Origin of the sequence: Actinopolyspora lacussalsi subsp. righensis, from assembly GCF_900116555.1 — a bacterium.
Lineage (GTDB): Bacteria > Actinomycetota > Actinomycetes > Mycobacteriales > Pseudonocardiaceae > Actinopolyspora > Actinopolyspora lacussalsi.
Genome location: NZ_FPAT01000009.1, coordinates 24,103 through 37,986 on the forward strand (window position 1 = coordinate 24,103; position 13,884 = coordinate 37,986).

A 13,884-nucleotide genomic window follows, 5' to 3' on the forward strand; every position below is an offset into this window, starting at 1 on the left:
CAGCTCCCGTCGAACATCGTCTCCGTAGTCGAATCCCGACGACCGGCCGGAGAGAGCGAACTCGAGGACTTCAGTGACGAGAGGAGAAACGATGACCAAGGTAGGATTCGTCGGACTCGGCATCATGGGTGGCCCGATGGCCGCCAACCTCGTCGACGCCGGGTACGAGGTAACCGGTTACAACCGCAGCAGCGCCAAGGTGGAGAAGCTGGTCGCCGCGGGCGGCAAGGGAGCGAGCACCATCGCCGAGGCCGTCTCCGACGCCGAGGTGATCGTGACCATGCTGCCCGACTCACCGGACGTCGAGACGGCGGTGCTCGGCGACGACGGCGTGCTGGCGCACGCCCCGGACGGTGCGCTGCTGATCGACTGCAGCACCATCCGCCCCGAGGTCTCGCGCAAGGTCGCCGAACAGGCGGACAAGCAGGGCGTCCGTGCGCTGGACGCCCCCGTCAGCGGTGGGGAGCAGGGCGCCATCGACGGTGCGCTGTCCATCATGGTCGGTGGTGATCCGGAGACCTTCGCCGCCGCGGCGGGCGTCTTCGACGTGGTGGGCAAAACCGTGGTGCACGTCGGCCCGGCCGGGTCCGGTCAGACGGTCAAGGCCGCCAACCAGCTCATCGTGGCGGGCAACATCGCGCTCGTCGGTGAGGCCCTGACCTTCCTGGAGGCGCAGGGAGTCGACACCGAGTCGGCGTTCCAGGTGCTCGGCGGCGGACTGGCGGGCAGCAAGGTGCTCGACGCCAAGAACAAGGGAATGCGCGAGCGCAGCTTCAAGCCGGGATTCCGCATCGAACTGCACCACAAGGACCTGGGCATCCTGCAGAGCGCGGCCCGCGAGTCCGGCGTCGCCACCCCGGTGGGAAGCCTCGTCGCACAGCTCATGGCCGCGGCCGTGGCACAGGGGGACGGCTCGCTGGATCACTCCGGGCTGTTCCGGCAGATCGCCCGCCTCAGCGGCAGGGAATGAGGCGGGCTAACCCCAGCGGACGAAACACTGCCGCACGATTTCCGAGGGAGGGTGGCACCAACGCCGCCAAGCATCCGGGCCACCCACCCGTCGGAACAACCCCGGTACGTGCGGACGGACTCCGGACCGTCGTCGCGTGCCGCGCGGTGCGGAGACCTCCGCACCCCACACGGCTCGGACGGCCGCTGTCGTCCCGGCCCCCACACCGAGTGTCACCACGGCAGGTTCGCACTCCGCGGCACCGTCGAGCAACCGTGCCGCCGCGAACCCGCCGCATCGGAGAGGTCGTGCATACCATGCCGAAGGTTCCCGTCATGCAGGCTGTCGTCGACGTCCTCGAATCCGAGGGAGTCGACGTCGCGTTCGGCTGCCCCGGGGCGGCCATCCTGCCGCTGTACGCGGCTATGGAACACCGCGACATCGAGCACCTGACCGTTCGCCACGAGGAGGGCGCCACCCACATGGCCGACGGGTGGTCCCGCACCAACGGCAACGTGGGTGTCGCCATCGGGACCTCCGGTCCCGCGGGCACCAACATGATCACCGGTCTCTACACCGCCCAGGCCGATTCCGTGCCGATCCTGTGCATCACCGGTCAGGCCGTTTCCGACAAGCTGCACCAGGAAGCGTTCCAGGCGGTCGACATCGTCGACATCGCCAAACCCGTCACCAAGTGGGCGGTGCAGGTCAAGGAAGCCGCCCAGGCACCGTGGATCTTCCGGGAGGCTTTCCGGGTCGCACGCTCCGGCAGGCAGGGGCCGGTGCTGATCGACCTGCCGCTCGACGTGCAGCGGCAGGAGATCGAGTGGGACCCGAGCATCGACGCGCCGCTGCCGATTCACCGGGTGGAGCCGCACCAGCCCCGGGTGGAACGCGCGCTGGACATGCTGCAGCGGGCCGAACGTCCGCTGATCCTCTCCGGCGGTGGTGTCGTGTTGGGCGAGGCGCACGAGCGGCTGCGCGAACTCGCCGAGCTGCTGGGCATCCCGGTGCAGGTCACCCTGATGGGCAAGGGTTCCTTCCCCGAGGACCACGAGCTCTGGGCGGGTATGACCGGTATCCAGACCAGCCAGCGCTACGGGAACCAGTCCTTCATGGAGTCCGACCTGGTGCTGGCGCTGGGTGCGCGCTTCGGTGACCGGCACACCGGAGCGTTGGACGTCTACCGTGGTGAGCGCCGGTTCATCCACGTCGACATCGAGCCCACTCAGCTGGGCAAGGTGTTCGGTCCCGATCTGGGCGTCGTCTCCGACACCGGTGCGTTCCTGGACGCGCTGCTGGAAACCGCCCGGCGTCGCTCGGCCGGACCCCGGTTCCACTCCTGGGTGGACCGGGTCAACGAACTCAAGAAGACCCACACCAGGCCGGACGACTACGACAGCGTGCCGATCAAGGCCCCCAGGGTGTTCCGGGAGATCAACGAGATCTTCGGCCCGGATACCTACTTCACCACCGCGATCGGGCTGTACCAGATCTGGTCCGGGCAGTTCCAACGCACCTACAAGCCCAGGCACTACCAGGTGTGCGGGCAGGCAGGCCCGCTCGGCTGGGAGATTCCGGCCGCGATCGGGGTTAAGTCGGCCGAGCCCTCGGCCGAGGTCGTCTCGGTGGTCGGGGACTACTCCTTCCAGTTCCTCGTGGAGGAGCTGGCCGTGGCCGCGCAGTACGACGTCGGTTTCGTGATCATCATGCTCAACAACGAGTACCTCGGGCTGATCCGGATGGCCGAACAGGGTTACGGCATGAACACCGAGGTCGACCTGCACTACGACGAGCACGGCACGGACAACGTGAAGGTGATGGAGGCCTACGGCTGTTCCGGACGCCGCGTGCTCGATCCCGCCGAACTCGGCGAGACCATCGAGTGGGCGCGCAAGGAGGCCGTGGCCACCAGCAGGCCGGTGCTGGTCGAGGTGATGATCGAGCGTGAGGCCAATACCGCCAACGGGATCCGTATCGACGCGATGAACGAGCCGGAACCGGTCGGCTGACCGGGTTTCCCCGCGTCGGGCCGGGCCACTCCGTCCGGCCGTGTCCACCCGTGCCGCCCACCGCCCCGGACTCCTCACCCGAACGGGCGGCGGGGCGGCACGGGTTCCGAGACCGGGGTCGACCGAACGGTCGACGCCAGGGGTGCCCTCTGCCTCGGTGCCGGGCTTAACTGGCAGGGGGCACCCTCTTTTCGAAGATGCGGAGCGTGTTGTGACTGGTCATGTTCTCGTCGCACCGGACAAGTTCAAGGGGTCGCTGTCCGCGGCCGAGGTCGCCGAGGCGGTCGTCGCCGGTCTGCGCGGCAGAATGCCCTCGGTAGCGGTCCGCGCCAGCCCGGTCGCCGACGGCGGCGACGGCACCGTGCGGGCCGCGCTGGCCACCGGGCGGTTCGAACACTCGCCCGTGCGAGTGACCGGCCCGACCGGCAGGAGAGTGGGCGCGGAGATCGCGGTCAGCGACACGACCGCGGTCGTCGAACTCGCCTCGGCCTCCGGGCTCGCGTTGCTCGCGCCCGGCGAGTTCGATCCGCTGCGGGCCTCCAGTTACGGGACCGGGGAGCTGATCGCCGCCGCCCTGGACGCCGGGGTGAGCGAGATCGTGCTCGGTGTCGGCGGCAGTGCCTGCACCGATGGTGGGGCGGGCATGCTCACCGCGTTGGGGGCCCGGTTCACCGATGCCGCCGGGAATCCGCTCGCACCCGGCGGTGGGGGACTCGAACGGATCACCGGTGCCGATCTGTCCGGTTTGGACCCGCGCTTGGCGGGTGTGGACCTGGTATTGGCATCCGATGTGGACAACCCGCTGTGCGGTTCCTCCGGCGCCGCGCACGTCTACGGGCCCCAGAAAGGCGCGAGTTCGGAGCAGGTGCGGCGGCTCGATGGTGCGCTGGGGCGGTTCGCCGAGGTCATCGGCCGCGTCACCGGGGGCTCGTCCGCCGATCGTCCCGGTGCCGGTGCCGCGGGCGGCGTGGGGTACGGCGCCATGACGGCGCTGTCGGCGAGATTCCGCTCCGGTAGTGACGTGGTGCTCGAACTCGTCGACTTCGACCGCGACCTGGCGGGCGCCGCGCTGGTGGTCACCGGGGAAGGCGCGTTGGACGAACAGACCCTGCACGGCAAGGTTCCCGCGGCCGTGGCCGCGCGCGCCGCCAAGGCGGGCGTGCCCACGGTGGCCGTGGCGGGCAAGTGCTCGCTGTCCCGGCAGCGCCTGCGGGACGGCGGTTTCGCGGCGGTCTACGCCCTGGCGCATCTGCAGCCCGACCCGGCGCGTTCCATCGAGGGTGCCGCCGCACTCCTCCACCGAGTAGGCGAGCACATCGCCGATGACTTTCTGTGATGTCCCCGGCTCGGGCAGCGTGGTTGCGTAGCCGGTGCGTGAGTCGGCGCCTTGGGAGTGTCGGGCCGCTCTTGAGTAGCGACCTACGCGGCGAGGCGGCCCGGCCTCGCGACGCATCCGACTCACGCACCGGGGTTCCCTGCGCTGCGATCCGCACGGTCGCTTCCCGACGGCGGTCTCAGGGGTGTCGATTTCGCGCGAAATCGACACCCCAGCACGGCGGTATGGCCCCGACTCCGTCAATTTCTCGCGAAATCGCCGGGCGGTGGGACGTCGCTACCCGAGGTCGGGGCACCCGCGGCGAGAGCCGTGCGAGAGGTTCCGCCGAGTAACCAACTACGCCGATCGAGTGGGCACGGTCGAGCCGAAGGGGTTGACCGAACGGGGGATAGGCTTCAACATTCTGTTGAAAATTTAGTTGGGAGGTAGTCGCGGTGGTCGAACCCGTCAACTCCTCGGCTCCGGAATTCGACGTCGTGTTCCGTGCGCGGAGGTTGATCGGTCCTAACGGTGAGGTATCCGGCAGTGTGGGCGTCCGGGAGGGACGCATCGCGGCCGTCGAAGCCCTCGACGCTCCGATGCGGGGTGCCCGCACCGTCGAACTCGCCGAGGACGAGGTGCTGCTGCCCGGGATGGTCGACAGCCACGTGCACGTCAACGATCCCGGCCGCTCCGAGTGGGAGGGGTTCCCCACCGCGACCCGCGCGGCGGCCGAGGGCGGTATCACCACGATCGTCGACATGCCGCTGAACTGCCTGCCCCCGACCATCGACGCGGGGTCGTTGGAGGTCAAGCGCGAGGTCGCCCGGAACAACGTGCACGTCGACGTCGGCTTCTGGGGCGGCGCCGTGCACGGCAACCTCGACGAGCTGCGCGGGCTGCACGAGAGCGGTGTCTACGGGTTCAAGTGCTTCCTGCTGCACTCGGGGGTGGACGAGTTCCCACCGCTGGACTCCGCGGAGCTGGAGCGTGCGCTGCGCATCGTCGCCGAGCTGGACGCGACGATGATCGTGCACGCGGAGGACTCCGACGCCATCGAGCACGCCCCGAGCGCGCACGGTGAGAACTACCGCGACTTCCTGCACTCCCGCCCGCGCGGGGCCGAGAACATGGCCATCGCCCAGGTGCTCGAACTCGCCCGGCGTACCGGCGCCCGCGTGCACATCCTGCACCTGTCCTCGTCCGACGCGCTCCCGATGATCGCCTCGGCACGTGCCGACGGGGTGCGGGCGACCGTGGAGACCTGCCCGCACTACCTCTCCTTCACCTCCGAGGAGATCCCGGACGGCGCCACCCAGTTCAAGTGCTGCCCGCCGGTGCGCGAGGCCGCCAACCGCGAGCTGCTGTGGCAAGGACTGGCCGACGGGATCATCGACTGCGTGGTCAGCGATCACTCGCCGTGCACCCCGGAGCTCAAGCGGCTGGACATCGGCGACTTCGGCGTCGCCTGGGGAGGTGTCTCCAGCCTGCAACTCGGCCTGTCGGCGGTGTGGAGCCAGGCCAGGTTGCGCGGTTTCGAACTGGCCGACGTCGTTTCCTGGATGTCCGCGGGCCCCGCGAGGGTCTCGGGGCTGCGTGCCAAGGGGGCCCTCGCGGTCGGTTCCGACGCCGATCTGTGCGTGTTCGCGCCGGACGACGCCTATGTGGTCGACGCGGAGAAGCTCCACCACCGCAACGCGGTGAGCGCCTACCACGGTCGAGCCCTGGCCGGGGTGGTGCGTTCGACCTGGCTGCGCGGCACGCCGATCGCCGGTCCGGAAGCCGGGACCGCCCCCGCGGGCAAGTTGCTCAACCGAGGAGAAGCATGAGCCGGAACCAGGACACCACGAGCGGGGATTCGTACCGTTCCTCGTTGCCCGATCTCGCCTCCCGGGTTTACGGCGGATCGGCCGGTTACGCCAACGACGAGCTGTTCGCCGAGCGGGAGAACCTCCTCAAGCCCGAGGAACCCACCTACCAGCCCTACAGCTTCGGCCACAAGGGACAGATCTACGACGGCTGGGAGACCCGCAGGCGCCGCGAGCCCGGTTTCGACTACGCGATCGTCCGGCTCGGCCTGCCCGGCCTGATCCGCAGGCTCGTCGTCGACACCTCGTTCTTCAAGGGCAACTATCCGCCGGAGGTCTCGGTGCAGGCCTGCGCGGTCGAGGGGTATCCCGACCCGGAGGAGCTCGAACACGCGGAGTGGGAGGAGATCCTGCCGCCCAGCCCGGTCGAGGGCCACACCCGCAACGTCTTCGACGTGGATCCGCCGCACCGCTACACCCACGTCCGGCTGTGCATGCACCCGGACGGTGGTATCGCCCGGCTGCGGGTGCACGGTGAGCCGGTGGCGGATCCGCGCTGGGTCTCCGACCGCTTCGACCTGGGCGCGTTGGAGAACGGTGGCCGGGTCACCGGTTGCAGCAACATGTTCTTCTCCTCACCGTCGAACCTGTTCGCTCCCGGGCTGGCCCGCGTGATGGGTGAGGGCTGGGAGACAGCACGCCGCAGGGACGACGGCAACGACTGGGTCTCGGTGCGGCTGGCCGCGGCCGGGACCGTGGAGCGCGCCGAGGTGGACACCAGCCACTTCAAGGGCAACGCGCCCGGCTGGGCCGCGCTGTCCGGCTGCGACGCGCGCGAGCACGATCCGGACGATCCCGCGTCCTGGACGGAGCTGCTGCCGCGCACCAGACTGCGACCGGACACCTGCCACCGGTTCCGGCTGCCGGTACGTGCCGAGGTCACCCACGTGCGACTGGACGTGTTCCCGGACGGCGGGATGGCCCGGTTGCGGCTGCACGGCCGGGCGGCCGAGGACGGGGTGCGGCACCTGGTGGCTCGGTGGTTCAACCATTTGCCACCGGTGCAGGCCCGAGAGGTGTTGACCGGAGCGGACGGGCCGGGCGAGGCCGCCGCCGAGACGCTGCTCGCGCGGAGGCCGATCTCCGAGGACGCGGCGCTTCCTCCCGAGCTCACGGCCCTGCTCTGAGTTCGGCGCGCCGCGCCCGATCGTGCGGCTCCCCCGCGGAAGCCGCGGGCACCGGGTACGGATGTCAATTTCTCGCGAAATCGCTGTGCCGCCGGTGTCCGTGTCCCACCGGTACTGCCCTGTTCGGGCGGTACCGGTGGGATGAATCTTGACCTCGTCCGGCGAATCGGACAAGATCCCTCAGCAACAACACAGTGACAAACACGAAAAAACAAGATTACACACTGTGTTGTTGCTGAGGGAGGTGCTCATGAGCGCGAGGCGTCGATTACGTCCCGCGGGCTGGTTGGCCTCGGCAACGGCGATGGCCGTCATGGTCGTGCTGGCGCCCGCCACGGCGCAGGCACGGCAACCGGACGGCCCCACCGATCCCGCCACGGTCGAGTCCTACTTGGAGGACCCGAGCAGGGTCGGGGAGAACCAGCAACCACATCACGCTTACCTACGCCCCTACGACAACGCGGAACAGGCGTTGCGCGCCGCACGCCAGGACACCGCGGCGAAACAGGACCGCCCCACCCGTTGGACCAAGTCGTTGGACGGGCAGTGGCGGTTCCGCTACACCGATCACTACCGCGAACTCCCCGAAGGCTGGCAGCGCGGAAGCCGCACCAAGCGGTGGGACGACATCTCGGTGCCGGGAGTCTGGCAACAGCAGGGCCACGGTCACCCCATCTACCGCAACGTCTCCTCCGAGGTGTCGCCGTACGATCCGCCGAAGGTTCCCGACGACGTGAACCCGACCGGTGCCTACGTCCGGGAGTTCCACCTCCCGAAGGACTGGGACGGCAGGCGTCAGCTGCTTCGGTTCGAGGGCGCCACCAGCGGCAACTTCGTGTGGATCAACGGCGACTACGTCGGCTACGACCAGGGTGGCTACACCCCGGCGGAGTACGACATCAGCCAGTACCTGCACCCGGGCAAGAACACCATCGCCGTGCGGGTCCACCGCTGGAGCGCGGGCAGCTACCTGGAGAACATGGACTTCTGGCACTTCTCCGGGATCTTCCGCAGCGTCCGGCTCTACAGCGTACCGCGCACCCACATGTCCGACGTCACCGTCCGTACCGATCTGGACGACTCCTACACCGACGCGACACTCGGCATCGGGGTGGAGCTGAGCTCGGTCCGGGGCGGCACCACCGGACGGCACCGCGTGCGGGCCGCGCTCCACGGGCCCGGGGGCGATCGAGTGGCCGGTCTCGACGGGGCCACGAAGGTCGACGGTGGCAGTGCCCGGATCGATCTCAGCCGTGAGATCGAGTCCCCCGAGTTGTGGAGCGACGAGAACCCCGCGCTCTACACCGTGGTGCTGCGGCTGCTCGGTCCGGACGGCGAGGTCAAGCAGACCACCCAGCAGCCGGTCGGTTTCCGCGAGGTCACCACGAAGGACAGGCAGATCCTGCTCAACGGCAAACCGGTGAACCTGCGTGGCGTCAACCGGCACGAGCACGATCCCGAGACCGGGCGCACGGTCAGTCGCGCACGGCAGCGGGAGGACGTCGCCCTGATGCGGCGCAACAACATCAACGCGGTACGGACCTCGCACTACCCGAACGATCCGTACTGGTACCGGTTGGCCGACCGCAACGGTCTGCTGGTGGCCGACGAGGTCGACACCGAGACCCACTACCGGGAGAACTGCTCGGCCGAGCCCGAACGGGACTGCCTCGCCGACCGCCCGGCATGGCAGGCCGCCTTCGCGGATCGGTTCGACGCGATGATGCAGCGCGACAAGAACCACCCGAGCGTGATCATCTGGGACACCGGGAACGAGGCGGGACTCGGCGAGGCCCACTACGACATGGCCGAGCACGCCCGCGCGGTCGATCCGACCAGGCTGCTCTACCACCAGGCCAACAACCACGGCGGTGACGCGCCCTTCGCGGACGTGGCCGGACCGCGTTATCCCTCGCCCGGTGCGCTGAAGGAGATCGCCCGCACCGGGACCAAACCGGTCGTGATGGGCGAGTGGTTGCACGCCATGGGCAACAGCCTCGGGCACTACGAGGACATGTGGAAGACCATCCGCGGCGAGCCCGCCCTGCAGGGCGGATTCGTGTGGGACTGGGTCGATCAGGGCCTGTCGCGACAACGCCGGATGCTGCCCGACTCTTCGGGCAACGACATCCCGGTACACGTCAACGGCAACCCCTCACTGGTGAAGGGCGTGGAGGGCAAGGCGCTGAAACTGTCCGGAATGGACGACTGGGCGCAGGCGTACCGCGACCCGAAGCTCGGCATAACGGGCGAGGAGGTCACGCTCGACGTCCGCGTCAAGCCGTTGTCCTGGGACGGTTCCAACACCTTCCTGGCCAAGGGCGACAAGCAGTGGGCACTGCAGATGCCGGATCGGAACCACGTCGAGTTCTTCGTCTACGGCGAGGGCGGCTGGCACACCGCCAGGGTGGAGATCCCCGACGACTGGTGGGGCGAGTGGCACCGCGTCACCGGCACTTACGACGGTTCACAGGTGCGGCTCTTCCTCGACGGTGAGCAGGTGGCGGCCGAGTCCTACGACGGCGAGATCGCGCACAACACCATGTACACCGTCACCGTCGGCCGGAACCAGGAGAAGCACCGGGACAGCTTCGCCGGGCGGACCGCGCACGCCGTGGTCGACAACGCCCGCGTCTACGACAGTGCGCTGTCACCGGGCGACATCTCCTCCGGTGCCGACCCGGCGCGGCGGGCGGCTCTCGCGCTCGACTTTGACGAGCAGCGACGCGCGGGAGAGCACGACACCTACGGGTCCTCGCAGTTCGTGGTGAACGGTCTGGTCAACGCCGACCGCACTCCGCAGCCGGAGCTCAAGCAACTGGCCTACAGCCACGCGCCGATCCGGTTCGACACGGTCGACGGGGCCACCGATGCCGCCGACGGCCGGTTCGTGGTGCGCAACCTCAACCACACCCTGAGCACCGACGCCTACGACCTGCGGTGGAAGCTGATGTCCAACGGTCGCGAGGTGGCAGCCGGTCCGGTGAACGCGACCGTGGGGCCGGGCGAGAGCCGACAGGTCGACCTGGACCTGCCGAGCGCGGGTGAAACGGAGCGCTTCCTGGTGCTCACCGCCAAGTCGCGGGAAGCTTCCCGCGGCATCCCGGCGGGGCACACCATCGCCTCCGAACAGCTCGCGGCGGGCGGTGAACAGGCACCTGCCGCTCCCGGTAGTGCCGACCGGAAGCGGAACCGGAGTGCGAAGTCGCTCTCGGTGCGACGTGCCGCCGACGACGTCCGGGTGCGGGGTGCCGATTTCCGGTACACCTTCGACCGCGACCAGGGGACGTTGAGTTCGCTGTCCACCGACGGAACCGAGCGGTTGCTCGGCGGTCCCGAGCTCGACGTGTTCCGGCCGCCGACCGGTAACGAGTGGAGCAACTGGAGCGGGGTCAACCCCGAGGCGCAGTTCCGGGAGCTGGGACTGGACCGGCTGGAGACCGAGGTTCGCTCGGTTCGGCTGAGCCGCTCCGAGTCCGGGAAGGCGAAGGTGGTCGTGCGCACCCGTTCCTCGGCTCCCGACGTTTCCGGTAACGGTTTCGACAGCCGCTGGACGTATCGGATCGACTCCTCCGGAGGCATCGAGCTCCAGCACCGGGTCGAGGCCTACGGCGAACGGATGCGTTCGTTGCCGTGGCTGCCCAAGGTCGGGATGTCGCTGCGGGTGCCCGAGTCGTTCGGCGACATGACCTGGTACGGCCGCGGACCCGGCGAGTCCTACCCCGATCGCAAGGATTCGCAGCACATCGGGCGCTGGTCCTCCACGGTCGATGAACAGTGGTTCGACTTCCTGCCGCCACAGGACAACGGCGTCAAGGTCGACACCGAGTGGGTGAAGCTCTCCGGCGAGCACGCGGGGCTGTCGGTCTCCGGGGATTCCCTGGCGGTCTCCGCCGACCGGTACTCCAACGCCGAGCGCACGGATTTCGCCTACCAGCTGCGTGAGGATCCGTTCATCACGCTGCACGTCGCCGATGCCGTCACCGGCCTCGGTGACACGCCGAACCCGGTGCGGGACAAGTACCGGGTGCGTGCCGACCGCCCGCACACCTACTCGGTGATGCTGCGCCCCACCGGAAGGTGAGGCGCGTGGGCGTTGATTTCCCGACGGGGCCGTCGAGCCGGAATCCCACCGGCCCGGCGGCCCCGCCGCACGTCGGGGGCGGTGCGCGCGATCCCCGACCCGTTGAGGGCGATGACCTGCGGTTGAAGTATTCTGAACCACTGTGCTCGTCATCGCGTTGGATACCTCGACTCCCGCGGTAACCGCGGGGCTGGTCGAGCTCGCGGACACTCGGCCGCACTCGCTGGCCGAGCGCGTAACGGTCAATCCTCGCGCCCACGGTGAACTACTCACACCGCAGTTGCTCGATGTCCTCGCGGAAGGCGGCCATCAGCTGGGTGAGGTGGACGCGATCGTCGTCGGCGCCGGTCCGGGGCCGTTCACCGGGCTGCGGGTCGGGATGGTCACGGCCGCGGCGCTCGGTCACGCCTCCGGGACCCGGGTGTATCCCGTAAGCAGCCTGGACGCCATAGCGGCGCGGACCGAGGGGGACTCGCCGTTGTTGGTGCTCACCGACGCCCGCCGCAGCGAGGTGTACTGGGCCGCCTACGGCTCCAGGAAGTCGTACGGCGTGCGCGAGCGGCTGACCGAGCCCGCCGTGGACCGGCCCGAGGAACTTCCCACGCGCCTGGAGGGGCTGCACGTCCGGGCCGCCGCGGGCGAGTCGGCCGCGCTGCACGCCCCCGACCTGGGACTCGAGGTGGTCGAGCCCGCCTATCCGAGCCCCGAGGGCATCGTGGCGGTGGCCGGAGCGGAGGTGGTGGCCGGAGCGGATCCCCGGCCCCTGGTGCCGATGTACCTGCGCAGGCCGGACGCTGCCGCGCCGGGACCGCCGAAGTCCGTGACGGCCGAGCGGGGGAGGACGTGACCGAGAGCCAGTACCCCGGGAACGAGCGCCCCGGTGAGGCCGGTACGACGGCGGAGACGTCCGAACCGTTCGTCGCGAAGCTTCGCAGCCGCGATCTCCCGCGCTGCGCCGAACTGGAAGAACTGCTGTTCCCCGACGACGATCCGTGGTCGGAGCACGCCTTCGCCGCCGCGCTGGACGGTGGGGACTACTACGTGGGTGCCTACGACGCCGCGGACCGGTTGATCGGATACGCCGGACTGGCCCTCGTGGCTCGGCCGCCGCGTGCCGAGGCGGAGGTGCACACCATCGCCGTGGACCCGGATCACCAGCGGAAAGGAGTCGGCAGGACACTGTTGCGCAAGCTGCTGGTTCGCGCGGACGAGCAGCGGGCGCAGGTGTTCCTGGAAGTGCGGACCGACAACGATTCCGCGATCGCGCTTTACCGGGAGCACGGTTTCGAGGTGGTCGGCAAGCGCGAGCGCTACTACCGGCCGTCCGGCGCCGACGCCTACACCATGTGGCGCCGGGAGCGTACGGCCGAGCAGGAAGGTGGAGCGGTATGAGTACCGATGGTGGCCCCGGCCGGATCGTGCTCGGTATCGAGACCTCGTGTGACGAGACCGGTGTCGGGCTGGTCCGACTCGAACCGGACGGCTCGGTGCGATTGCTCGCCGACGCGGTGGCTTCCAGCGTGGAACAGCACGCGCGGTTCGGCGGTGTGGTGCCCGAGATCGCGAGCAGGGCCCATCTGGAGGCGATGGAGCCCACGGCGCGGCGGGCACTGGACGAAGCGGGCATCAAGTTGTCCGATGTGGACGCGATCGCGGTGACGGCGGGGCCGGGACTGGCCGGTGCGCTGATGGTCGGGGTGTCCGCGGCGAAGGCGTACGCGGCGGCGCTGGGGGTTCCGCTCTACGGCGTCAACCACCTGCTCGGTCACGTCGCGGTGGACACCCTGGAGCACGGGCCGCTGCCGTCCCGCTGCCTGGCCATGCTCGTCTCCGGCGGGCACACCCAGTTGTTGTCGGTGGCCGGGGTCGCCGACGAGGTGACCGAGATCGGCTCGACCATCGACGACGCCGCGGGGGAGGCGTACGACAAGGTGGCACGCATCCTGGACCTGCCGTATCCCGGCGGCCCGCCGATCGACCGGATGGCCCGGGAGGGCGACCCGAACGCGATCGCCTTCCCGCGCGGCCTGACCGGACCGCGGGACGCGAAGTTCGACTTCTCGTTCTCCGGGCTGAAAACCGCTGTCGCGCGTTGGGTGGAGCAGGCGCGCGAAGCGGGCAAGCAGTTGCCGATCGCGGACATCGCCGCGTCGTTCCAGGAAGCGGTAGCCGACGTGCTCACCGAGAAAGCGGTGCGAGCCGCGGTGGAGCTGGGACTGGACACCATTGTGCTCTCCGGCGGGGTGGCGGCGAACTCACGACTCGCCGGGCTGGCACGGGAACGCTGCGCCGAGGCCGGGATCACGCTGCGGGTGCCGCGTCCCAGGTTGTGCACCGACAACGGCGCGATGATCGCCGCGGTGGGTGCGCACGTGCTGGCCAACCGCGTCGAACCCTCCCCGCTGGGACTGTCGGCCAACCCCGGGATGTCGGTGGACACCGTGGTGCTGCGCTGACCTGGTGCCGCGCTGAATCGTTGCCGCTTGGTTGGGACGCGGCTCCCGTGGAGCACACGTCCCAACCGCGCTC

At 69.5% G+C, this 13,884-nt stretch carries 9 protein-coding genes; all 9 read left to right on the forward strand.

The genetic code is table 11. The features are described from left to right. Window positions 1–91 precede the first annotated feature (91 nt). The gene (locus BM394_RS15990) at window positions 92–970 is read left to right on the forward strand and encodes a 2-hydroxy-3-oxopropionate reductase (RefSeq protein ID WP_092979458.1); all 879 of its coding nucleotides are present in this window, start codon (window positions 92–94) and stop codon (window positions 968–970) included. 314 nt (window positions 971–1,284) lie between these two features. Continuing rightward, complete coding sequence (gene gcl / locus BM394_RS15995; protein ID WP_245780239.1) at window positions 1,285–2,961, forward strand: glyoxylate carboligase; 1,677 nt, start codon at window positions 1,285–1,287, stop codon at window positions 2,959–2,961. 211 nt (window positions 2,962–3,172) lie between these two features. Next, window positions 3,173–4,297: a glycerate kinase gene (locus BM394_RS16000; protein WP_092979460.1), complete on the forward strand. Its 1,125-nt coding sequence runs from the start codon at window positions 3,173–3,175 to the stop codon at window positions 4,295–4,297. Window positions 4,298–4,731: 434 nt separating this feature from the next. Beyond that, a complete protein-coding gene (allB, locus tag BM394_RS16005; protein WP_092979461.1) occupies window positions 4,732–6,105 on the forward strand; it encodes an allantoinase AllB in 1,374 nt (457 codons plus the stop codon). Beyond that, window positions 6,102–7,271: an allantoicase gene (gene alc / locus BM394_RS16010; protein WP_092979462.1), complete on the forward strand. Its 1,170-nt coding sequence runs from the start codon at window positions 6,102–6,104 to the stop codon at window positions 7,269–7,271. The genes allB and alc overlap by 4 nt, the downstream gene beginning before the upstream one ends. A gap of 250 nt (window positions 7,272–7,521) precedes the next feature. Then, window positions 7,522–11,355 (forward strand): glycoside hydrolase family 2 TIM barrel-domain containing protein, encoded by a 3,834-nt coding sequence (locus BM394_RS16015; RefSeq protein WP_092979574.1) that lies wholly within the window; start codon window positions 7,522–7,524, stop codon window positions 11,353–11,355. A gap of 142 nt (window positions 11,356–11,497) precedes the next feature. After that, window positions 11,498–12,202: a tRNA (adenosine(37)-N6)-threonylcarbamoyltransferase complex dimerization subunit type 1 TsaB gene (gene tsaB / locus BM394_RS16020; protein WP_092979463.1), complete on the forward strand. Its 705-nt coding sequence runs from the start codon at window positions 11,498–11,500 to the stop codon at window positions 12,200–12,202. Beyond that, window positions 12,199–12,747 (forward strand): ribosomal protein S18-alanine N-acetyltransferase, encoded by a 549-nt coding sequence (gene rimI, locus BM394_RS16025; protein ID WP_092979464.1) that lies wholly within the window; start codon window positions 12,199–12,201, stop codon window positions 12,745–12,747. Before tsaB ends, rimI begins: the two co-directional genes overlap by 4 nt. Next, complete coding sequence (tsaD, locus tag BM394_RS16030; RefSeq protein ID WP_092979465.1) at window positions 12,744–13,811, forward strand: tRNA (adenosine(37)-N6)-threonylcarbamoyltransferase complex transferase subunit TsaD; 1,068 nt, start codon at window positions 12,744–12,746, stop codon at window positions 13,809–13,811. The genes rimI and tsaD overlap by 4 nt, the downstream gene beginning before the upstream one ends. The last annotated feature ends 73 nt before the right edge of the window (window positions 13,812–13,884 follow it).

Coding starts and splice junctions, on each gene's coding strand:
- BM394_RS15990 (WP_092979458.1), top strand. CDS start 92: ATGACCAAGGTAGGATTCGTCGGACTCGGCATCATGGGTGGCCCGATG.
- gcl (WP_245780239.1), top strand. CDS start 1,285: ATGCAGGCTGTCGTCGACGTCCTCGAATCCGAGGGAGTCGACGTCGCG.
- alc (WP_092979462.1), top strand. CDS start 6,102: ATGAGCCGGAACCAGGACACCACGAGCGGGGATTCGTACCGTTCCTCG.
- BM394_RS16015 (WP_092979574.1), top strand. CDS start 7,522: ATGAGCGCGAGGCGTCGATTACGTCCCGCGGGCTGGTTGGCCTCGGCA.
- tsaD (WP_092979465.1), top strand. CDS start 12,744: ATGAGTACCGATGGTGGCCCCGGCCGGATCGTGCTCGGTATCGAGACC.